Genomic DNA, 22,404 nt, shown 5'->3' with positions numbered 1-22,404 from the left:
CCTGCGCTCGACGTCGGATTCGCGCACCAGAACGAATTCCACGTACTCGTCGTCGTCGTAGTCGTCGTCGACCACGTCGTCGTCGGGTCGCAGCGGATCGTCGCGGCCCCTGCCGTCACCCGACCAGGGCGCAAAGCCAACCAGGAACAGCGCCGCGACGATGCCGAACAACGCGACGAACGCCGGCAACAACACCGATTGCGACATCGCGGCGGCGAACGGGTCGCGCAGGAACGCGGGCAACTGCAGGGCGAGCGCGTCCTCGCCGACGGCGTCGCCGGACGGCTGGCGCGGCATCTCGGCGGTGATCCGCCAGGTCATGAACGCGGCCATGCCGGCGCTGCCGAGCACCGCGCCGAGCTGGCGCACGGAGTTGTACACCGCGGATCCCGCGCCGGCCAGGTGCGGCGGCAAATTACGCGTCGCGGTGGCGGTCAACGGTGACCACACGAAGGCCATCCCGACGCCCATGGCGAAGAACGGCAAAACCAGCCGCCAGATCGGCGTCGTCGGTGTCATCTCGAAGGTGATCCAGGTCAGCGCGATGGCCAGCACCGAGAAACCGAAACCGAGCACGGGCTGCGGATGGTATTTGTCGACGATCTTGCCGACGAACGGCGCGAAGACACCATTGGCGATGGCCATCGGCGCAATCAACAGGGCCGAGCGGGTCGGCGAGAGCCCGCACACGGCCTGCGCGTAGAACGTCAGCGGCAGCATCATCGCCGTGGCGGCGAACGAGATGATGGCCACCCCGACGTTGCACAGGCTGAAATCGCGGTCGCTGAAGATGACCAACGGAATCAGCGGCTCGTGGGCGTTCAGCGACTGCCAGAACGCGAAGGCCGTCATGAATCCGACGCCCGCGACGATCAACGCCCAGATCCAGGGTTGCCAGTGCGCGGCCTGCCCCTGCTGCAGCCCGAACACGATCAGGAAGATCCCTATCCCCGACAGGGTGACCCCGATCAGGTCGAAGCGATGCGACTGGGTGGGCAGCACCGGAATCAGCCAGTACGCCAGACCCAGCCCGAGGACGCCGATGGGAACGTTGACGAAGAAGATCCACTGCCATCCCAGGCTGTCGACCAGGACACCGCCGGCCAACGGGCCCACCAGGCTGGCGACACCTGCGGTGGCCCCCCACAGGCTCACCGCGACGCCCCGCCGCTCCGCCGGGAAGATCCGGGTGATGGTCGACAAGGTCTGGGGGGTGAGCAGCCCGGCGCCGACGCCCTGCACGACGCGCGCCGCGATCAGCATGGCCGCGCTGCCCGCCAGCCCGCACCACACCGAGGAGACGGTGAACACCACCAGGCCGATCAGATACAGATACTTGGGTCCGAACCGGTCACCCAGCCGCCCGGCCACCAGCAACACCACCGCGTAGCCCAACAGGTAGGCGCTGGTCACCCAGACCACGGTGTCGTAGCCGATGCGCAGGCTGCCCATGATGGTCGGGTTGGCAATGGCGACGATGGTCGAGTCGACCATGATCATGAAAAAGCCGATCAGCATCGCCCACAGCGGGTTCCAGGGGTTCTGTGACTGCGGCGAGCTCCGGGTGAGAAAGTCCCAGCGGTTGGCGGCCCGGGCCGACGCCGATCCCGCGCGCCCTCCCCCCGGCGTGCGGGGCGTAGCCGTGCTCATCCACCCCACCTCGTTTCGCTCCCCACGATGCTGTTCAGTCGTCTCGGCCCCTCTGATCGGCCGGACCGGCCCACACAGGCGATACCCGGCGGGTAAGCAGCATGGGGACCGAGAAACGGCACGGACCGTCGCAGACATCCAGCCTGCATTATTCCCGGTGCGGCAAGGGGTCGGCGGCCGAGGATCGGGTCGGGGGGCATAACACGTCAGGATTCCCCGCGGGCGCGTTAGCCTGGAAGAACGCCATTTGCAGGAGAGACGATATGCGGGCTGGACGGAACAAGTCGCCGAACCGGTTTTTCACGATGTCCGACTCGGGGTCGGCGCCGAGGGCCGACAACGGTCGGCCCAAGATGTCCGCGCGCGCGTTGGCGCAGGTCATCGAGCGAAGCTCGCGATTGCAGGGCCCGGCCGCCGAGGCCTATGTGACCCGGCTGCGCAACGCGCACCCCAATGCCAGCCCGGCTGAGATCCTGGCCAAGCTGCACAAGCGATACCTGGCCGTCGTGACGGCAGGCGGCGTTGCCGTGGGGGCCGCGGCGACCATCCCCGGCATCGGCACGATCAGCGCCCTGTCCGCCGCCGCCGCCGAAACGGTGACCTTCCTGGAGGCGACCGCGTTCCTGGTGCTCGCAACTGCGGTGGTCCACGACATCCCGGCCGATCACCGGGAGCGACGCCGCGCGCTCGTGCTGGCGGTGCTCGTCGGCGACAACAGCAAGCACGCCGTCGCCCAGCTGGTCGGCCCGGGCCGCACTAACGGCGGCTGGATCTCCGAGAGCCTGGCCGCCCTGCCGCTGTCGTCGATGTCCAAGCTGAACTCACGACTGCTCAAGTCGTGGGTGCGCAAGTACACCGTGCGGCGCGGCGCCCTGCTGTTCGGCAAGCTGCTGCCGGTCGGGGTTGGGGTCGTGGTGGGCGCCGTCGGCAACTACCTCGCCGGCAAGAAGATGATCCGCAACGCCGGCCGGGCTTTCGGCACACCGCCCGCGCGCTGGCCCCGCGCGCTGCATCTGGTCCCCCCGGTCCACGAAGCCGGCTAGCGGGCGATCGCAACCGCGGCCGCGGCGATCGCAACCGCGGCGGGTCGCCGCCATCGGGACAGCCCCCAGGCCGTCCCGCTGCCCCGGTCAGCCTGGCGGATCGGCGGCGAAAGGTTAGCCTTTATAGGGCGGAAACAATGGGTACCGCCACGGGTATGAGGTGCTCGGCCGTCCGGGGCCGACAAGGGTGCAGGCGCCACGGGAATGCGCTTGCGGAACAGAAGGATTGAGGCGAACTGCGGTCGTGAGCAACATAAGTTCACCGTTCGGGCAAAACGAATGGCTGGTCGAGGAGATGTACCGCAAGTTCCGCGACGACCCCTCGTCAGTCGATCCGAGCTGGCACGAGTTTCTGGTCGACTACAACCCCGAGCCCGCCAACGAGCCCGCGCCGGCCGCCCCGACCAGCGGTGACGGCGCGCCGGCCGCCGCCCCGGCGCCTGCCCAGCCGGCCCCGGCGGCCCCCGAGCCGGCCAAGCCCACACCTCCCGTCAGCACCGCCGCCGGCAATGGGGTCGCGCCGCGGCCGGCCAAGGCCGCCACTCCCCCGCCCGCGGAGGGTGACGAGCTGCAGACGCTGCGCGGCGCCGCCGCGGCCGTCGTCAAGAACATGTCGGCGTCGCTGGACGTGCCGACGGCGACCAGCGTGCGCGCCGTGCCCGCCAAGTTGATGATCGACAACCGGATCGTCATCAACAACCAGCTCAAGCGCACCCGCGGCGGCAAGATCTCGTTCACCCACCTGCTGGGTTATGCCCTGGTGCAGGCGATCAAGAAGTTCCCGAACATGAATCGGCACTACGCCGAGATCGACGGCAAGCCCACCGCGGTGACGCCGGCGCACACCAACCTGGGCCTGGCCATCGACCTGCAGGGCAAGGACGGCAAGCGTTCCCTGGTGGTCGCCGGGATCAAGGGCTGCGAAACCATGCGGTTCGCGCAGTTCGTCACCGCCTACGAAGACATCGTGCGGCGCGCCCGCGACGGCAAGCTGACCGCCGAAGACTTTGCGGGCGTGACCATTTCGCTGACCAACCCGGGCACCATCGGCACCGTGCACTCGGTGCCGCGGCTGATGAACGGCCAGGGCGCCATCATCGGTGTGGGCGCCATGGAATACCCCGCCGAGTTCCAGGGCGCCAGCGAGGAACGCATCGCCGAGCTGGGTATCGGCAAGCTGATCACCCTGACCTCGACCTACGACCATCGCATCATCCAGGGCGCGGAGTCCGGTGACTTCCTGCGCACCATCCACGAGATGCTGCTCTCGGACGCGTTCTGGGACGAGATCTTCCGCGAGCTGGGCAACCCGTACCTGCCGGTGCGCTGGAGCACCGACAACCCGGATTCGATCGTCGACAAGAACGCCCGGGTGATGGAGTTGATCGCGGCCTACCGCAATCGCGGTCACCTGATGGCCGACATCGACCCGCTGCGCTTGGACGGCAGCCGGTTCCGCAGCCACCCCGACCTCGAGATCCTCAACCACGGCCTGACGCTGTGGGACCTGGACCGGGTGTTCAAGGTCAACGGCTTCGCCGGTTGCGAGTACAAGAAATTGCGCGACGTGCTGGGTCTGCTGCGCGACGCCTACTGCCGCCACATCGGCGTGGAGTACACCCACATTCTCGAACCCTCACAGCAGGAATGGCTGCAGCAGCGCGTCGAGACCAAGCACGTCAAACCGACGGTGGCCGAACAGAAGTTCATCCTGAGCAAGCTGAACGCGGCCGAGGCCTTCGAAACCTTCCTGCAAACCAAATATGTTGGCCAGAAACGGTTTTCGCTGGAAGGCGCGGAAAGCATCATTCCGATGATGGACGCGGCGATCGACCAGTGCGCCGAGCACGGCCTCGACGAGGTGGTCATCGGCATGCCGCACCGCGGCCGACTCAACGTGCTGGCCAACATCGTCGGCAAGCCGTACTCGCAGATCTTCTCCGAGTTCGAGGGCAACCTCAACCCGGCGCAGGCGCACGGTTCCGGGGACGTCAAGTACCACCTGGGCGCCACCGGCGTGTACCTACAGATGTTCGGCGACAACGACATTCAGGTGTCGCTGACCGCCAACCCGTCGCACCTGGAAGCCGTCGACCCGGTGCTCGAGGGCCTGGTGCGCGCCAAGCAGGACCTGCTGGACCACGGCGCCGAGGACCAAGGCGACGAAAAGGCCTTCTCGGTGGTGCCGATGATGCTGCACGGCGACGCCGCGTTCGCCGGCCAGGGCGTGGTCGCCGAGACGCTGAACCTGACCCACCTGCCCGGCTACCGCGTCGGCGGCACCATCCACATCATCGCCAACAACCAGATCGGCTTCACCACCGCACCGGAGTATTCGCGGTCCAGCGAGTACTGCACCGACGTCGCGAAGATGATCGGGGCGCCGATCTTCCACGTCAACGGCGACGACCCGGAGGCGTGCGCTTGGGTGGCCAAGCTGGCCGTCGACTTCCGGCAGGAGTTCAAGAAGGACGTCGTCATCGACATGTTGTGCTACCGCAAGCGCGGCCACAACGAGGGCGACGACCCGTCGATGACCAACCCCGCCATGTACGACGTCGTCGACATCAAGCGCGGGGTGCGCAAGAGCTACACCGAAGCCCTGATCGGCCGCGGCGACATCTCGATGAAGGAAGCCGAGGACGCGCTGCGCGACTATCAGGGCCAGCTGGAGCGGGTGTTCAACGAGGTCCGCGAGCTGGAGAAGCACGGCGTGCAGCCCAGTGAATCGGTCGAGGCCGACCAGATGCTGCCGGCGGGGCTGTCCACCGCGGTGGATAAGGCGCTGCTGGCCCGCATCGGTGACGCGTTCCTGGCCCTGCCCGAGGGCTTCACCGCACACCCGCGGGTGCAGCCGGTGCTGGAGAAGCGCCGCGAGATGGCCTACGAGGGCAAGATCGACTGGGCCTTCGGTGAACTGCTGGCGCTGGGCTCGCTGGTGGCCGAAGGCAAGCTGGTGCGGCTCTCCGGGCAGGACACCCGCCGCGGCACCTTCTCCCAGCGGCACTCGGTTATCATCGACCGCAACACCGGCGCCGAGTTCACGCCGCTCAAGCTGCTGGCGACCAACGCCGACGGCACCCCGACCGGTGGCAAGTTCCTGGTCTACGACTCGCCGCTGTCGGAGTACGCCGCCGTCGGCTTCGAGTACGGCTACACGGTGGGCAACCCCGACGCCCTGGTCTTGTGGGAGGCGCAGTTCGGCGACTTCGTCAACGGCGCGCAGTCGATCATCGACGAGTTCATCAGCTCCGGCGAGGCCAAGTGGGGCCAGCTGTCCAACGTCGTGCTGCTGTTGCCGCACGGCCACGAGGGTCAGGGCCCCGACCACACCTCGGGGCGCATCGAGCGCTTCCTGCAACTGTGGGCGGAGGGGTCGATGACGATCGCGGTGCCCTCGACGCCGTCCAACTACTTCCACCTGTTGCGGCGGCACGCCCTCGACGGCGTGCAGCGTCCGCTGATCGTGTTCACCCCGAAGTCGATGCTGCGCAACAAGGCGGCGGTCAGCGACGTCCGGGACTTCACCGAGATCAAGTTCCGCTCGGTGCTCGAAGAGCCGACCTACGAAGACGGCATCGGTGACCGCAGCAAGGTCACCCGGGTCCTGCTGACCAGCGGCAAGCTCTACTACGAGCTGGTGGCCCGCAAGGCCAAGGACCACCGCGACGACGTCGCGATCGTGCGGATCGAGCAACTCGCGCCGCTGCCGAAACGCCGGCTGAATGAAACGCTGGACCGCTACCCCAACGTGCAGCAATACTTCTGGGTCCAGGAGGAGCCGGCCAACCAGGGCGCCTGGCCGCGTTTCGGGCTGGAGCTGCCCGAGCTGCTGCCCGACAAGCTGACCGGCCTCAAGCGCATCTCGCGCCGGGCGATGTCGGCGCCGTCGTCGGGCTCGTCGAAGGTGCACGCCGTCGAGCAGCAGGAGATCCTCGACACGGCCTTCGCCTGACGGGCTTCGGTGACCCGCAGGTATCAGGGACCGCTGGTACCGGCTAGCCTCGACGCAAACGTGCCGAGAAGGAAGGGTGCTCATGCAAGGGTTCGCCGGCAAGGTCGCGGTGGTGACGGGCGCGGGTTCGGGTATCGGGCAGGCGCTGGCCCTGGAGCTGGCCCGCTCGGGCGCCAAGGTGGCGATCAGCGACGTCGACCTCGACGGCCTGGGCCACACCGAGGAGCAGCTGAAGGCGATCGGCGCCGCGTTCAAGTCGGATCGGCTCGACGTGACCGAGCGCGAGGCCTTCCTGGCCTACGCCGACGGCGTCAAGGAGCACTTCGGCAAGGTCAACCAGATCTACAACAACGCCGGCATCGCCTTCACCGGCGACGTGGAGGTCAGCCAATTCAAGGACATCGAACGAGTGATGGACGTCGACTTCTGGGGCGTCGTCAACGGCACCAAGGCGTTCCTCCCGCACCTGATCGCCTCCGGCGACGGCCACGTCGTCAACGTGTCCAGCGTGTTCGGGCTCTTCTCGGTGCCCGGGCAGGCGGCCTACAACTCGGCCAAGTTCGCCGTGCGTGGCTTCACCGAGGCGCTGCGGCAGGAGATGGTCGCGGCCGGCCACCCGGTGGCGGTCACCACGGTGCACCCGGGCGGCATCAAGACCGCGATCGCGCGCAACGCGACGGCCGCCGAGGGGGTCGACCCCGAGCAACTCGCGAAGCTGTTCGACAAGCGGCTCGCCAGGACCAGCCCGCAGCGCGCCGCCCAGATCATCCTGGACGCGGTCCGCAAGAAGAAGGCCCGCGTGCTGGTCGGCACGGACGCCAAACTCCTGGACGTGATGGTGCGGCTGGCGGGCCCGTACTACCAGCAGCTCTTCGGCCCGGTGATGGGCCGGTTGCTGCCCAAGCAGTGATCGATCTCTCAGTGTCGAGTGTCGCCGATTCACCGTTTCGCCCTGCTGTAGCCAGCATCGCTGGTAACGATTAGCGTCAAGCGGTCAAGCCTGGTCGAGGGAGTTTGCATGGATAGGTTCGCCGGCAAGGTCGCCGTGGTCACCGGGGCGGGCTCCGGTATCGGCCAGGCGCTGGCGGTCGAGCTGGGCCGGGCCGGTGCCAAGGTGGCGATCAGCGACGTCGACACCGAGGGGCTGGCCCAGACCGCCGAACAGCTGACGGCGATCGGCGCGGCGTTCAAGTCGGACCGGCTCGACGTGACCGAACGCGAGGCCTTCCTGGCCTACGCCGACGCCGTCGCCGAGCACTTCGGCAAGGTCAACCAGATCTACAACAACGCCGGCATCACCTTCATCGGGTCCATCGAGGACAGCCGGTTCAAGGACATCGAGCGGGTGATCGACGTCGACTACTGGGGCGTCGTCAACGGCACCAAGGCCTTCCTCCCGCACCTGATCGCCTCCGGCGACGGGCACGTCATCAACATCTCGAGCGCGCTTGGTCTGTTCTCCGCGCCCGGCCAGGCGGCCTACGTCTCGGCCAAGTTCGCCGTCCGCGGCTTCACCGAGTCGCTGCATCAGGAGATGGCCCGCGCGGGGCACCCGGTGCGCGTGACGACGGTGCACCCAGGCGGCATCAAGACCGCGTTCGCCCGCAACGCCACCGGCGTCGAGGGCCTCGACCATGCCGAGTTGGCCACCGTGTTCGAGGAGCAGCAGGCCAAGACCACCCCGCAGCGGGCCGCCCAGCTCATCCTCGAGGGCGTGCGCAAGAACAAGGCGCGGGTGCTGGTCGGTCCGGACGTCAAGGCGATGGACCTGCTTGTGCGGCTCGCCGGACCGAACTACGAGCGGCTGGTCGGCGGCCCCGTGATGAGCCGGGTCAAGGACTTCGTCACCCGGTTGCTGCCGAAGCGCTGATCGTCACCGGCCGAGCGGATGCTCGGCCAGCCAGCCTCCCGCCACCGCCTGCGGGTCGGCACCCGCGCGCACCTGGCGGCGCATCTCGACCAGGGCGGCGGTGTCCAGCACGCCGGCCACCTCGTTGATCGCCAGCAATTGCCGTTCGCTGAGCGCGTTGCGGCGATACAGCGGCACCACGTTCTCCGCGCGGATCAGCGCGGGCTTGCCGTCGGCCAGCGCGACCAGGTCGCCGGGCACGCCAGGGTCGGCCGTGGTGGTCCACCCGGCGGTCAGCTGGCCGGCCCTGATCGCGGCGAACATCGTTGCGTTGTCCGGGTATTCATGCGGCGCGGCGAGCCGGCAGGCGCCGATCGCCGACGGTTTCGGCTGCCCGCCGACAGCGCCGACGACGAGGCCATCGCAGTGCCGGGGCAGTGTGCTCAGGTCCGCGCTGACCTCGCTGCCGCCCCAGGCCTTGGCCGTCGGCTGGCTCACCAGCAACACGGGCTTGTCTTCGGCGGCCGTCGTGTAATCCCCCGCCACGACGCCCTCGGGCAGCGCGGCGATCATCGCGCGGTAGACGTCTTTGTCCGACATTGCCGTCGCGCCGGGCTGCAGGGCTTGCAACACGCGGCCGGTGAAGGCGGGCACGACGGTGACTGCGCCCGAATCCAATTGGGCCTTCGGGTCGGTGGTCGCCTGAAACCGCGCACCGAATCCGTATGACCGCAAAGCGGCGACGTAGACGCCGGCCAGCAGCGCCGAGTCGGCGTCCGGGCGGGAGCCGACCACCACTTCGGCACGGGCCCGGCGGTCACCGGTGTCGGTTGCGCAACCGGCCACGGCCACTACGGCGGCGAGCAGCGGCACCGCCAGCCTGCCGATTCTCACCCCCCGGCGACGGTCGTGTCTGAGGCTTCCGTGGCCAGCGCCACCGCTGTGGCGACCGCTTCCCCGACCCGGGTGTCCAGCGGGCTGGGAACGATGCGGTCGAGCGCCAGGTCGTCGCTGACGACGGAGAAGATCGCCTCGGCCGCGGCGACCATCATCTTCTCGGTGATCCGCCGGGCACCGGCCTCCAGCGCACCGCGGAACACCCCGGGGAAGGCCAGCACGTTGTTGATCTGGTTGCAGAAATCGCTGCGGCCGGTGGCCACCACCGACGCGTACTTGGCCGCGATCTGCGGGTGGATCTCGGGGTCGGGGTTGGACAGCGCGAACACGATCCCGCCCGGCGCCATGGTGGCGATCATCTCCTCGGGCACCACGCCCCCGGACAATCCGAGGAACACGTCGGCGCCCCGGACGGCTTCGGCCAGGCTGCCGGTCAGGCCGGCGGGGTTGGTGCGCTGCGCCAGCGCCACCTTGACGTCGTTCATGTCGTCGCGACCGGTGTGCAGGATGCCGCGCGAGTCGAGCACGGTGATGTCCGAAACACCCATCACCATCAGGAGATTGGTGCACGCGACGCCGGCCGCACCGGCCCCGGAGACCGCTACCTTCAGGGAGGTCATGTCGCGGCCGAGCAGCTTGCTGGCGCCCATCAGCGCGGCCAGCACCACGATCGCGGTGCCGTGCTGGTCGTCGTGCATCACCGGGCAGTCCAGCGCCTCGATCAGGCGACGCTCGATGTCGAAGCAGCGCGGCGCGGAGATGTCCTCGAGGTTGACGGCGCCGAAGGTCGGGCGCAGCCGCACCAGGGTTTCCACGATCTCGTCGGGGTCCTTGGTGTCCAGCACGATCGGGATGGCGTTCAGCCCGCCGTACGCCTGGAACAGGGCGCACTTGCCTTCCATCACCGGCAGCGACGCCGCGGGCCCGATGTCACCGAGGCCCAGCACCGCGCTGCCGTCGCTGACCACGGCCACCAGCCGGTTCGCCCACGTGTAGCGGGCCGCCTGAGTGTGGTCGGCGGCGATCGCGCGGCTGACCTGCGCCACGCCGGGCGTGTAGGCGATCGACAGGGCGCGCTGGGTGTCCAGGGGCGACGTCAGGCCTACCGAAAGCTTGCCGCCGACGTGTGCCTCGAAGATCTCCGCGTCGGTGATCACGCCCTGCTCGGCGTGCGTCTGTATCGATTCAAGCAATTCGGACACGCGCTTCAGGGTACTGACTACCCATTAGTAGGCCTAATTGGTGATGTGGGTCGTAACGTCGGCCCGCCGCGGCCGCGATCGCCGCTAGATCAGCTTGAGCTCGGTGACCGCGCTGCGCTCGTCGACCAGCTCGGCGGTGGTCTTGTCGATGCGGCCGCGGGAGAACTCGTCAATCTCGAGCCCCTGCACGATCGACCAGTTGCCGTCCTTGGTGGTCACCGGGAACGACGACACGATCCCCTCGGGCACGCCGTAGGAGCCATCGGAGTAGACCGCCATCGAGACCCAGTCCCCCTCCGGGCTGCCCAGCAGCCAGGACCGGGCGGCGTCCACGGTCGCCGAAGCCGCCGAGGCCGCCGAGGAGGCGCCGCGCGCGTCGATGATCGCAGCGCCGCGCTTGGCGACGGTCGGGATGAAGTCGTTCTCGATCCAGTTCTGGTCGTTGACCACCTCGGCCGCGTTCTTGCCACCGACCTCGGCGTGGAAGATGTCGGGGTATTGGGTGGCCGAGTGGTTGCCCCAGATGGTCACCTTCTTGATGTCGGTGACCGCGGCGCCGGTCTTCTTGGCCAGCTGCGAGATCGCCCGGTTGTGGTCCAGGCGGGTCAGGGCGGAGAACCGCTCCTTGGGGATGTCGGGGGCGTTGCTCAGCGCGATCAGCGCGTTGGTGTTGGCCGGGTTGCCGGTGACGCCGATGCGGACGTCGTCGGCGGCGACGGAGTTGAGCGCCTTGCCCTGCGCGGTGAAGATCGCGCCGTTGGCCTCCAGCAGGTCGCTGCGCTCCATGCCCGGGCCGCGCGGCCGCGCGCCGACCAGCAGCGCCAGGTTGACGCCGTCGAAGATCTTGTTGGCGTCGGCGCCGATCTGGACGCCGGACAGCAGCGGGAACGCGCAGTCGTCGAGTTCCATCACGACGCCCTCGAGCGCCTTGAGCGCGGGCTCGATCTCAAGGAGCCGCAGCTCGATCGGGCGGTCGGGGCCCAGCAACGAGCCACTCGCCAGGCGGAACAACAGGCTGTAGCCGATCTGGCCGGCGGCGCCGGTGACAGCGACCTTGAGAGGACTTGCGCTCACGTCGATTTACTCCTTGTGGAGAAGTTCGTGCAGATTTGCGGTTTCGGCTCGAAACTAGCGCACTGCGCTCGGCCGTCGATCTCCGGTCCGCTACCAGGGCTTTCCCGACACCTGATCGTCCCGCTTTGAACAGCCGGGACGCGTAGCATGGAGCACCGCCTGATCGGACCTGCGCTTGGTGGGAGGTGGATGTGTTCCAGGGATTCGACGCATTGCCCGAAGCGCTTCGGCCCCTCGCGCATGAACCGCAGCCGAAGGCGGTCCCGGCCCCAAAGCCGCCCACGCAGACGCTGGTCGACTGCGCCGTCTACGCCGACGGCCAGCGATTGCCCGGCAAGCTCGGTTACGCGGACGCGCTCGATAAAGTGCGCGAGATCGAAACGCAGGGTCAGGAGGGATTCGTCTGGGTCGGACTGCGCGAACCCAGCCAGTCCGAGATGCAGGAAGTGGCCGACGTGTTCGGCCTGCACCCGCTGGCGGTGGAAGACGCGGTGTGCGCCCATCAGCGGCCCAAGGTGGAGCGCTACGACGACACCCTGTTCCTGGTCCTCAAGACCGTCAACTATGTCCCCCACGAATCGGTGGTGCTGGCCCGCGAGATCGTCGAGACCGGCGAGATCATGGTCTTCGTCGGCAGGGATTTCGTGGTCACCGTCCGCCACGGCGAACACGGCGGGCTCTCCGAGGTGCGCAAGCGGATGGATTGCGATCCCGAGCAGATGCGGCTGGGCCCCTACGCGGTGATGCACGCGATCGCCGACCACGTGGTGGATCACTACCTCGAGGTGAGCAGCCTGATGCTGTCCGACATCGACGGCATCGAGGGGCTGGCGTTCGCGCCGGGCAGCAAGATCGACGTCGAGCCGATCTATCTGCTCAAGCGCGAGGTGGTCGAACTGCGCCGGTGCGTCAATCCGCTGTCAGCCGCGTTCCATCGCATCCAGATGGACAACAAGGACGTCATCTCCAAAGAGGTGCGCCGCTATCTGCGCGACGTCGCCGACCACCACTCCGAGGCCGCGGACCAGATCGCCAGCTACGACGACATGCTCAACTCGCTGATCCAGGCGGCGCTGGCCCGCGTCGGGATGCAGCAGAACAACGACATGCGCAAGATGGCGGCGTGGGCCGGTATCTTGGCGGTGCCCACCATGGTCGCCGCTATCTACGGGATGAACTTCCATTTCATGCCGGAGCTGAACTGGACGTGGGGGTATCCGTCGATCATGGCCGTGATGGCCGTCGCCTGCGTGGGACTGTATTTCCAGTTCCGGCGCAACAATTGGCTCTAGCGAGCTTCTTCGCCGAGCGTCAATCGGGTTGTGCGGCCGGGCGATTCGGGTCCAGCACATCGACGCCGTCGTTCTCCCACGCCTGTCGCATCGCCTCGGCACCCTTGAGCCGCACCCAGGCCGCCTCGGTTGCGGTGATGGGGGTCGCCGACAGGAACTGCACGGGGTCACGGGGCGGATCCAGCGCCAGATCGCCTATCGCGCTGCGGCCCAACAGCATCGCGGTGAACGGCACCCGCGCCGACGGGGACGTCCACAGCGGCGAGCCGAGATCGACCAGCGCGTCCGCGCACAGCACCACACCGTCGACGGCCGGCGCCGCGGCCAGGACTGCCAGGCTGCGCGCGATGCCGGTGATCGGCCCGGGATCGCGCAACTGCAGCACGATTTCGGCGCGCGGACCGCGCAATGGGTCGGCGATGTCCAGCGTCGGTTCGGTCATCGGGTGGCGTGAGCAGCCCAGGGTGACGTAGTGCACCGTCGTGTCCGGCTCGCGGAAACGCAGCACCTCGATGGTCTCGGTGCCCAGAAACGTCACGCTTGCCGCGTCGGGCTCGGCGTCGGTGAAGTGCGCCCGCAGATGCGCGCGCACCTGATCCAAACCCTGTGTCACGGCGCCCCGGCCGGCGCGATGGTCAGGTTGGCCCCGGTGTCCGCATCGAAGACCGCCAGCTTGGTGGTGTCCATTGCCAATTCGATCGACTGCCCGACAGCCGCGGCGGATTCGGCGGGAACCCTTGCCACGAACTGGTTTTCGTGCGCGTCCGACTCGGCGGCGAGCTCGTCCAGCTGAGCCGAGTGCGCCGCCCACGCCGCGGTGGAGAAGTAGACGTACTTGTCCGCGCCCAGCGACTCCACCAGGTCGACCTTCACCTCGAAGGTCAGCGCCCTGATGCGCTGGTAGCCATCGATCAACGCGGCGTCGGACAGGCGCTCAGGCCGCACGCCGACGATGGCGTTTGCGGGCTGCGGATGCTGGGCGATCACCTCTTGGACCTCCGGTGTCAGCATCACCTCGCCGAACGGCAGTTTGAGCCCGACGGGCGACAGCGTGGCCGGAAAGAAGTTCATCGCCGGTGAACCGATAAAGCCGGCGACGAACAGGTTGGCGGGATGCTCGTACAGCTCGTCGGGCGTGCCGATCTGTTGCGCGACACCGGAATGCATCACCACCACGCGGTCGCCCAGCGTCATGGCCTCGGTCTGGTCGTGGGTGACGTAGACGGTCGTGGTGCCCAGCCGTCGCTGCAACCTGGCGATCTCGCCGCGCATCCGCACCCGCAGTTTCGCGTCCAGGTTCGACAGCGGCTCGTCCATCAGAAACGCCTTGGGATGGCGCACGATGGCGCGGCCCATCGCCACCCGCTGGCGTTGTCCACCCGACAACTGCGAGGGCTTACGATCCAGAAGTTCGGTCAAATCAAGGGTTTTCGCCGTCTCTTCGACCTTCTGGGCGATCTCAGCCTTCTTCATCTTGGCCAGCGTCAGCGGGAAGGCGATGTTCTGCCGCACCGTCATGTGCGGGTACAGCGCGTAGGACTGGAACACCATCGCGATATCGCGGTCTTTGGGCGCCTTCTCGTTCACCCGTTCACCGCCGATGCGCAGCTCGCCGGATGAGATGTCCTCAAGCCCGGCAATCATATTCAAGGTGGTGGTCTTGCCGCAGCCCGAAGGGCCCACCAGGATCAGGAATTCGCCGTCGGCGATGGTCAGGTTCAGGTCGTGCACCGCCGTCGCGCCGTCCGGGTAACTCTTGCTGACATGCTCCAGCACAATCTCGGCCATCGAGTTATCCCTTCACCGCGCCAGAGGTCAGCCCGGCGACGATTCGTCGTTGGAAGATTAGAACAAAAGCGATGATGGGGACGGTGATCACGACGGCGCCCGCCGCGATCGATCCGGTCGGTTCCTCGAACTGCGAACTGCCGCTGAAGTTCACGATCGCCACCGGAGCGGTGATGGCCGCCTTGGTGGCGGTCAGGGTCAACGCCAGCAGCAGATCGTTCCAGGCGAAGATGAACACCAGGATCGCCGCCGTCACCACCCCGGGCGCGGCCAGCGGCACGATCACCTTGCGGAACGCCTGGGCCGGTGTCGCACCGTCCATTTTCGCCGCCTTCTCCAGATCCCAAGGGATCTCCCGGAAGAACGCCGACAAAGTGTAGATCGCGAGCGGCAGCCCGAAGGTGATGTACGGCAGGATCAGGCCCGGCCAGGTGTCGAACAAGCCGACGAAGCGTTCGATGTTGAACAACGGCGTCACCAGCGAGATGGCGGGAAACATGGTGATCAACAGGGTGGCGCCCACCAGCAGTCGCTTGCCCGCAAAGTCCAGCCGGGCAATCGCGTACGCCGCCATGGCGCCGAGCACCACGGCGATCGTGGTGGTGATCAGTGCGATCCCGACGGAGTTGATCAGCGCCGAACTGAAGAAGTCACCACGAAAGATGCCGCGATAGTTGTCTAGCGATATCGACGACGGAATCAGCTTGCCGTCCTTGATCGTCGAGCTCGGCTTCAGCGACAGGCTGAAGATCCACAGCACCGGCAGCAGCGCATACACCCCCACCAGGGTGTCGACGACGGCCCAGAGCGCGGTGCGCCGCGCGCCGATCGACAATCCCGCCCGATCAGCGGCCATCGGCATCACCCCCGGGCGCTGCCGCGCCGAACACCTTGATGAACACCAACGCGATGAGGCCCACGCACAAAAAGATCAGCACGCTGATCGCCGATCCGAGCCCCAGGTTGAAGCCCTTGAACAGGTTGTCGTAGCCCAGCATCGACACCGATCCGGTGTTGTTGGCGCCGTTGGTGATCACGTAGATGTTGTCGAAAATGCGGAACGCATCCAGGGTCCGGAACAACAACGCGACCAGCACCGCCGGCTTGATGATCGGCAGGGTGACTCTGGTCAGCCGCCGCCACGCGCCGGCGCCGTCGACCTGGGCGGCTTTCAGCAGATCCTCCGGGACCAGCGCCAAACCGGCCAGCAACAGCAACGACATGAAAGGTGTTGTCTTCCATACCTCGGCGACGACGACGATCGCCAGCGACGGCACCTGTTCGGTCAACGGTGCGCTGCCTTGCGGAAGCAGGTTGGCCAGATAACCGGTGCCCGGTGTCCAGGCGTAGTACCAGCTGTACGACGCGACCGCGGTGACGATGCCGTACGGGATCAGGACCGCGGTGCGCACCAGGCCCTTGCCGACCATGGTGCGGTGCATGACCAGCGCCAGCGTCAGCCCCAGCACGAATTCGAGGGCGACCGAGACCACCGTAATCCCCAGCGTCACCGCCAGTGCCGTCCACCAATAGCGGTCGGTCAGGATGGTCACGTAATTGTTCAGGCCGACGAACGCGGTGTCACTGGGGACGGCAAGGTTGTTGCGCTGCAAGCTCAACCACACGGCGTAACCGATCGGATACGCCGTCACCAACAGCATCAGCGTCACGGCGGGCGCGACTAGAAGAAACGCCAACCTCCGTTCCGCCGGCCGGCGGCGCCACCGTGGTAGTACCGAAGTCATTGGCGCGGTGCCGGTTTCGGAGGCCGTGGCGGTCACGGCAGCAGGCCCTTCCCGTCGATCGCCTTCTGCACCTGCGTGCTGAGCTCGTCGGCGGTCCGCTCGGGATCGATCTGGTTGATCGGGCTCAGCGTCGCGGCGAGCCGAATAGCCACCCCCTGGTAGACCGGCGTCGCCGGACGCACCGCGGCATCGGTGAGCTGGCGGCGAATGATGGTGTACATCGGGTATTTGGCCTGAAATTGCGAGTCGGAATAGAGCGACGCGCGCACCGGCGGCAGCCCGCCTTCGATCGAAACATACTTCTGGTGGCCCAGATTGCGCAGGCAGCGGATGGCTTCGAAGGCTTCGGCACGGTGACGCGAGGTGCTGGCCACCGCCAGGTTAGCCCCACCGATGGTCACCTTGGCCGGGCGGCCCGGCGCCACACCGGGATACGGGGCGAACCCGAACACTTGTTGGCTGGCCTGGTACGCGATGCGGAACTGCTCGTCATCGGGCACGAAGGCGCCGGTGTCGTTGATGCTGCCGGCCAGCAGCGGGTTCCGGTTGAGCGGCAGGAAGGGCACCCCGCCCTTCACCGCGTTCTCCAGCATGGACGCCAGCGCGTAGGGCCAGTTGACGGCGAGCGCGGCCCGGCCCTGTTCGACCGCCAGGCGCGCGGTGCTCTCGTCGGTCCGGCTGATCGACGGATCGGCTCCGGGCGCGACGGCCACCGACTTGAGGATGCGCAGCGCCGTCACGGTGGCCGCCCGGTGCGCCGGGGTGTCGGTCAGCGTGACCCGGCGACCATCCTCGGAGAGCACCTGACCGCCCCCGCTCGCCAGCAGGGTGTTGAACCAGACCACCAGGCCTTCGCCCTCGTTGGCCTGCACACCGATCCAGCTGGGCTGTCCGGCGGCGTGCAGCCTGATGGCCTCGGACACCATGCCGTCCCAGGTTCGGGGCGGCTGGGCCACCAAATCTGGCCGATACCACAGCAATTCGGTGTTGGTGGTGACGGGGGCGCCATACATCTTGCCGTGCCAGCGCGCCGTCGCCAGCGGACCCGGCAGGGTGTCGACGGTGGCGTCGGACTCGGCGCGCCCCTCCGGATCGTCGGACAGCGGCAACGCCCAGCCCGCTTCGGCGAACTCGGCCGTCCACACGACGTCCAGCGACATCACGTCCAGCGTGCGGTCGCGACCGGTCAGCCGGCGCGCCAGCTGCAGCCGCTGTTCGCCGGGGGCCCGGGGCAGACTGATCTGCTGGATGGCGAAGCGACCATCGAATTGCCTCGTGCAGTCCTGGGCGACCGTCGTGAAGGTCGCCCCGTCGGCGGCCGTGGTGTAGAAGCTGATCACCAAGCCATGGCCACCGGAACCGCACGCCGATACCGCCGCGGCGATGATCGCCGTCGCCAGCGCGAACGCGCCTACCCGGCGCACGCGCCCGCGACGAATCACCACCAATTCACACCTCTCGGGCGCGGCTCAGATCGCCAAGCGCGCCAACAGATCCCGCGCCTTTTCTGCGTTCTGCGGATCACAGAGCACGTCGTAGCGCCCGGCTACCAGCTGCATGGTTGAACTGAAATCCCTTGTGCCGCGGGCCATCGAATACGGGACCGCGGAGGTGATCAACCCGAAGAACACACCGGCGACCAGACCCGTGACCAGCGCCCCCCACGGGTTGGGGCTGAAGAAGCCCAACACCAGGCCGATGAACAGCCCCAGCCATGCCCCACTGAGCACCCCGCCGCCGAGCACCTTCGGCCATGTCAACCTGCCGGTGACCCGTTCCACCTGCATCAGGTCGACACCGACGATGGTCACCTGCTGCACGGGGAACTGCTGGTCGGACAGGTAGTCCACGGCGCGCTGCGCCTCGGCATAGGTGGGATAGGAGCCCACCGGCCAGCCGACGCCGCCGCGCTCGCAGGGGTCGCGCCGGGGACCTGTCCAGGCTGGAAAGGATTAGTCATCGCCGCTCATTGTCCTCCGCCTCGGCCATGGTTTCATCTCAGGGCTTCTTTACCCTATCGACCTTTGGTCACCTGCGGAAACGCCGTGTCTTCGGCGGCGCCGCCCCGGCCCAGGCGTCGCGGTGGGTCCGGGATTTCGCTCCGGCCTGCCCCGAAACCGGTGCGGCGCCCGCGTGCGTCCGGCGGCGATTCGTGGCGGCACTTGGCCTGAGCGCATGGGTTAGGTTGAACACCATGACAGCTCCCGGGGGTGGCTTCGGCGAGGGCGCCCATGACGACGAGGTCGGCTCGGCGCCGGCCGGCGGGCGCCACGAGCAGCCGGACCCGACGGCGCCCTGGGAGCCGCCCGCCGCGCCGCCGCCTCCTGGGGCGGTGCCGCCCCCCTATCCGGAGCCGGGTTACCCCCCCGACTATCCGTCCGGGTACGCGCCGTCCTACCCGCCGCCCGTCCCTCCCCCGCCGGGCTATGAGCAACCGCCCGGTTATGCCAGTCCGGCCTATCCGCCCCCGTCCGTGGGCGGCCCGCCCACCTACGGGCCGCCCGCATACCCGGGCGGCTACTACCCGACGCCGGATTACCAGGGAGGCTATGGCCCTGCGGCAGCGCAGCCCGGGACGAACGCGCTGGCGATCGCGTCGCTCATCGCCTCCTTCACCGGCCTGCTGTGCTGCGTCGGCTCGATCGTGGGCATGGTGCTGGGCGCGATCGCGCTGGATCAGATCAAGCGGACCCGTCAGGACGGCTTCGGCCTGGCGGTCGCCGGCATCGTCATCGGAATCGCCATGCTGCTCGTCACTTTTGTGGTCGTGCTCTTCGCGATGCGCACGCATTAGCGCAAAGCGCGCCGGAGCCGGGCTGTCTGCCATCGGACCCGCGGCTGCCTAGGCTCTACTTCCATGGGATCGGTCAACAGGGTGTACGTCGCGCGGCTGTCGCGCATGTTGGTGCTGGGCCCGCTCGGGGAGTCCGTCGGCCGGGTGCGCGATGTCGTCATCAGCATCAGCATCGTGCGCCAGCAACCGCGCGTGCTGGGGTTGGTCGTCGACCTGGCCACACGGCGCAGCATCTTCATCCCGATCCTGCGGGTCGCCTCCATCGAGCCCAACGCGGTGACGCTGAGCACCGGCAACGTGTCCTTGCGCCATTTCGAGCAGCGACCCGGCGAGGTGCTGGCGATCGGCCAGGTGCTCGACACCGCCGTCAAGGTCAACGACCCCGAACTGCCGGAGCTGGCCGGCCTGGACGTGGTGGTCACCGACCTTGGAATCGAGCAGACCCGAACGCGCGACTGGATGGTGAGCCGGGTCGCCGTGCGCAGCCAGCGGCGGCTGGGGCGGCGCGGCCCCGTGCACGTCGTCGACTGGCACAACGTGCAGGGCCTGACCCCGTCGGCCCTGGCGCTGCCGGGCCAAGGCGTGGCTCAGCTGCTGGATCAGTTCGAGGGCCGCAAACCCGTCGACGTCGCCGACGCCATCCGCGGGCTGCCGGCCAAGCGCCGTTACGAGGTGCTCAAGGCGCTCAACGACGACCGGCTGGCCGACATCCTGCAGGAGCTGCCCGAGCTGGACCAGGCCGACGTGCTTTCGCAGCTGGGCACCGAGCGCTCCGCCGACGTCCTCGAGGAGATGGATCCCGACGACGCGGCCGATCTGCTGGGCGTGCTGAATCCGACCGACGCGGAAATGCTGCTGACCCGGATGGATCCCGGGGATTCAGCCACGGTGCGACGGCTGCTCACGCACTCGCCCGACACCGCCGGCGGACTGATGACGTCGAACCCGGTGGTGCTGACCCCGGACACCGCGGTCGCCGAGGCGCTGGCCCGCGTCCGCGATCCCGACTTGTCCGCCGCGCTGTCGTCCATGGTGTTCGTGGTGCGTCCGCCCACGGCCACCCCGACCGGGCGCTACCTGGGGTGTGTGGCGCTGCAGCGGCTGCTGCGTGAGCCCCCGGCCGAGCTGGTCGGCGGGATCGTTGACAGCGACCTGCTGACGCTGACGCCGGAGACACCGCTGGTCTCGGTGACCCGCTACCTCGCCGCCTACAACCTGGTGTGCGGGCCCGTGGTCGATGACCAGAACCATCTCGTGGGCGCGGTCACCGTCGACGACCTGCTCGATCACCTGCTACCGCACGACTGGCGGGTGGACATGCAAGACCTCGACGCCGTCGGCCGCCTCGAAGGGCTGGGAGGATCGGCGTGAGCAAGTCCACGGCTCCGCGGGGGCTCTACACCCCGCGGACATCGCGCAGGTACTCGCCGCGGCTGGATCCCGAGACCGTCGGGCAGTTCACCGAGTCGATCGCCCGGTTCTTCGGCACCGGCCGGTATTTGCTGCTGCAGACGATCGTGGTTTTCGTGTGGATCGCGCTGAACCTGTTCGCGGTGGGCTTGCGCTGGGATCCCTACCCGTTCATCCTGCTGAACCTGGCCTTTTCCACCCAGGCCGCCTATGCGGCACCGCTGATCCTGCTGGCCCAGAACCGCCAGGAGAACCGGGATCGCGTGGCGCTCGAGGACGACCGCCGTCGCGCGGCGCAGACCAAGGCCGACACCGAATACCTGGCCCGCGAGTTGGCCGCGGTGCGGCTGGCCGTCGGCGAGGTGGTGACGCGCGAATACCTGCGCCACGAGCTCGATGACCTGCGCGAACTGCTGGCAAATCTGCAGCCGGACGCCGCGGATGCCGACCCGGTTCAGGGCGGCGACGGATTGGAGCGCACGGCTAAGAAATCCAGGTGAGAACCGTTTGCACCATTGCGCCACTCGTGTCACAAGAGTTATGTATGGTGATCTGGTTCACCGAGCTAACAGAAAGTGGACCCAGCTCACATAACTAGGACGGTCGAGTGCGCATAGGGGGAAGCCGGGGTGAAAGCCCCGCCGCCGCGACTGTGCGGCAGCGAGCACTTCGGAACACGCGCAAGCCGATTTTCGGCGTGGCAATGATTACTCCATTGGTCTTCGCGGGGGCGGTCAGCGCGACGGCGCCATCGCTTCCCATGCGAATGCCCCCGGTGCATGCCGCCGTCACCCCGGTTGCCGCGGTGTCCCCGACCTTCCCCGATCTCACCGGGCCCGCCGTCGTCTCGATCGACCGCGGCCCCACGGTCTTTCACGTCGCCGAGCCCGCCTTATCGGCTCCGCCGCCGGCGATGATCGTGAATGCGCCTGGCGCCCTTGGCATTCCGAGCATCGCGCTGGCCGCCTACCGCAGCGCGGAGCAGAAGATGGCCGTCGCCGCCCCGGGCTGTGGCGTCAGCTGGAACCTGTTGGCCGGCATCGGGCGCATCGAGTCGGGACACGCGGGCGGCGGCGCGGTGGACGCCCGCGGCACCGCGATCAACCCGATCTACGGCCCGTCCCTGGACGGCACTCTGCCCGGCAACGAAACGATCATCCAGAGCAGCGGCGGAAACCGCGTCACCTACGCCCGCGCGATGGGGCCCATGCAGTTCCTGCCGGGCACCTGGGCGCGCTACGCCTCCGACGGCAAGGGCGACGGCGTCGCGGATCCGCAGAACATCTTCGACGCAACGCTGGCGGCCGCCCGGTACCTGTGCAGCGGCGGACTCAACCTGCGTGATCAGTCGCAGGTGTTGACCGCGATCCTGCGCTACAACAACTCGATGCCCTACGCGCAGAACGTGTTGGGCTGGGCGGCGGCCTACGCCACGGGCGTCGTGCCGGTCGACCTGCCGCCGATGACCGGGCCGCCGCCGCCGCTGGGCGACGCGCACCTCGAGCACCCCGAAGGGCTCGGGCCCAACCTGCCGATGAACATCAACGGCCTGCCGCTGGACGACCCGCTGGCGCGTGTCCCGTTGATCGACCTGAGCAGCCCGGCGCTGGGCAGTCCCCAGCCGATGTTCCCGTGGATGACGCCCACGCCTGCGCAGGCGCCGGCCCAGGTTCCCGGGTGCACGGTGATCTGCATCAGCTCGCAG

18 protein-coding genes and 1 pseudogene are annotated in these 22,404 nt (G+C 68.0%); 9 read left to right on the top strand and 10 right to left on the bottom strand.

The window, feature by feature from the left end:
- A partial coding sequence (locus tag DQP58_RS19030) for an MFS transporter (RefSeq protein WP_112709799.1) occupies window positions 1-1,650 on the bottom strand: 1,650 nt, incomplete at its 3' end.
- A gap of 263 nt (window positions 1,651-1,913) precedes the next feature.
- On the opposite strand from DQP58_RS19030, the gene DQP58_RS19025 reads away from it, so the two are divergent.
- The 4 genes from DQP58_RS19025 (at window position 1,914) to DQP58_RS19010 (ending at window position 8,518) form a co-directional block, all read left to right on the top strand.
- A complete protein-coding gene (locus DQP58_RS19025; protein ID WP_205869475.1) occupies window positions 1,914-2,693 on the top strand; it encodes a hypothetical protein in 780 nt (259 codons plus the stop codon).
- Between the two features lie 244 nt (window positions 2,694-2,937).
- On the top strand, window positions 2,938-6,648 hold the full coding sequence (locus tag DQP58_RS19020; RefSeq protein ID WP_112709793.1) for a multifunctional oxoglutarate decarboxylase/oxoglutarate dehydrogenase thiamine pyrophosphate-binding subunit/dihydrolipoyllysine-residue succinyltransferase subunit: 3,711 nt from the start codon (window positions 2,938-2,940) through the stop codon (window positions 6,646-6,648).
- Between the two features lie 82 nt (window positions 6,649-6,730).
- Window positions 6,731-7,558 (top strand): SDR family NAD(P)-dependent oxidoreductase, encoded by an 828-nt coding sequence (locus DQP58_RS19015; RefSeq protein ID WP_112709792.1) that lies wholly within the window; start codon window positions 6,731-6,733, stop codon window positions 7,556-7,558.
- A gap of 108 nt (window positions 7,559-7,666) precedes the next feature.
- Window positions 7,667-8,518: an SDR family NAD(P)-dependent oxidoreductase gene (locus DQP58_RS19010; protein WP_112709791.1), complete on the top strand. Its 852-nt coding sequence runs from the start codon at window positions 7,667-7,669 to the stop codon at window positions 8,516-8,518.
- A gap of 3 nt (window positions 8,519-8,521) precedes the next feature.
- Here DQP58_RS19010 and DQP58_RS19005 read toward each other — a convergent pair whose 3' ends face one another.
- The 3 genes from DQP58_RS19005 to DQP58_RS18995 all read right to left on the bottom strand — a co-directional run bounded on the left by DQP58_RS19005 (window position 8,522) and on the right by DQP58_RS18995 (window position 11,670).
- Complete coding sequence (locus tag DQP58_RS19005) at window positions 8,522-9,391, bottom strand: glycine betaine ABC transporter substrate-binding protein (RefSeq protein ID WP_112709790.1); 870 nt, start codon at window positions 9,389-9,391, stop codon at window positions 8,522-8,524.
- The gene (locus DQP58_RS19000; RefSeq protein WP_112709789.1) at window positions 9,388-10,596 is read right to left on the bottom strand and encodes an NAD(P)-dependent malic enzyme; all 1,209 of its coding nucleotides are present in this window, start codon (window positions 10,594-10,596) and stop codon (window positions 9,388-9,390) included. Before DQP58_RS19000 ends, DQP58_RS19005 begins: the two co-directional genes overlap by 4 nt.
- A gap of 84 nt (window positions 10,597-10,680) precedes the next feature.
- On the bottom strand, window positions 10,681-11,670 hold the full coding sequence (locus DQP58_RS18995; protein WP_112709788.1) for a malate dehydrogenase: 990 nt from the start codon (window positions 11,668-11,670) through the stop codon (window positions 10,681-10,683).
- A gap of 191 nt (window positions 11,671-11,861) precedes the next feature.
- Between DQP58_RS18995 and corA the strand changes: the two genes are divergently transcribed.
- Window positions 11,862-12,962, top strand: coding sequence for a magnesium/cobalt transporter CorA (corA, locus tag DQP58_RS18990; RefSeq protein WP_112709797.1), 1,101 nt, complete (start codon window positions 11,862-11,864; stop codon window positions 12,960-12,962).
- 19 nt (window positions 12,963-12,981) lie between these two features.
- On the opposite strand, the gene DQP58_RS18985 is transcribed toward corA, so the two are convergent.
- The 6 genes and pseudogenes from DQP58_RS18985 to DQP58_RS18960 form a co-directional block, all read right to left on the bottom strand.
- Complete coding sequence (locus DQP58_RS18985; RefSeq protein ID WP_112709787.1) at window positions 12,982-13,575, bottom strand: suppressor of fused domain protein; 594 nt, start codon at window positions 13,573-13,575, stop codon at window positions 12,982-12,984.
- On the bottom strand, window positions 13,572-14,750 hold the full coding sequence (locus DQP58_RS18980; protein ID WP_112709786.1) for an ABC transporter ATP-binding protein: 1,179 nt from the start codon (window positions 14,748-14,750) through the stop codon (window positions 13,572-13,574). Before DQP58_RS18980 ends, DQP58_RS18985 begins: the two co-directional genes overlap by 4 nt.
- 4 nt (window positions 14,751-14,754) lie before the next feature.
- Window positions 14,755-15,579 (bottom strand): carbohydrate ABC transporter permease, encoded by an 825-nt coding sequence (locus DQP58_RS18975; RefSeq protein ID WP_165827915.1) that lies wholly within the window; start codon window positions 15,577-15,579, stop codon window positions 14,755-14,757.
- Between the two features lie 16 nt (window positions 15,580-15,595).
- On the bottom strand, window positions 15,596-16,495 hold the full coding sequence (locus DQP58_RS18970; RefSeq protein WP_112709795.1) for a carbohydrate ABC transporter permease: 900 nt from the start codon (window positions 16,493-16,495) through the stop codon (window positions 15,596-15,598).
- Window positions 16,496-16,527: 32 nt separating this feature from the next.
- The gene (locus tag DQP58_RS18965; RefSeq protein ID WP_112709794.1) at window positions 16,528-17,940 is read right to left on the bottom strand and encodes an extracellular solute-binding protein; all 1,413 of its coding nucleotides are present in this window, start codon (window positions 17,938-17,940) and stop codon (window positions 16,528-16,530) included.
- Between the two features lie 24 nt (window positions 17,941-17,964).
- A pseudogene (locus DQP58_RS18960) lies at window positions 17,965-18,455 on the bottom strand (general stress protein).
- A 234-nt stretch (window positions 18,456-18,689) separates the two neighbouring features.
- Here DQP58_RS18960 and DQP58_RS18955 point away from each other — a divergent pair.
- The 4 genes from DQP58_RS18955 to DQP58_RS18940 form a co-directional block, all read left to right on the top strand.
- On the top strand, window positions 18,690-19,289 hold the full coding sequence (locus tag DQP58_RS18955; RefSeq protein WP_205869474.1) for a DUF4190 domain-containing protein: 600 nt from the start codon (window positions 18,690-18,692) through the stop codon (window positions 19,287-19,289).
- A gap of 63 nt (window positions 19,290-19,352) precedes the next feature.
- On the top strand, window positions 19,353-20,660 hold the full coding sequence (locus DQP58_RS18950) for a magnesium transporter MgtE N-terminal domain-containing protein (protein ID WP_112709783.1): 1,308 nt from the start codon (window positions 19,353-19,355) through the stop codon (window positions 20,658-20,660).
- Complete coding sequence (locus tag DQP58_RS18945; RefSeq protein ID WP_066871640.1) at window positions 20,657-21,199, top strand: DUF1003 domain-containing protein; 543 nt, start codon at window positions 20,657-20,659, stop codon at window positions 21,197-21,199. The genes DQP58_RS18950 and DQP58_RS18945 overlap by 4 nt, the downstream gene beginning before the upstream one ends.
- Window positions 21,200-21,306: 107 nt before the next feature.
- Window positions 21,307-22,404 (top strand): lytic transglycosylase domain-containing protein (locus DQP58_RS18940; protein WP_205869473.1); only part of this gene is annotated, 1,098 nt, incomplete at its 3' end.

The organism is Mycobacterium colombiense, assembly GCF_003284975.1.
Taxonomy (GTDB): Bacteria; Actinomycetota; Actinomycetes; order Mycobacteriales; family Mycobacteriaceae; genus Mycobacterium; species Mycobacterium europaeum_A.
The sequence above is the reverse complement of the archived record's forward strand: the minus strand, read 5'-3'. Positions and strand labels throughout refer to the sequence as shown.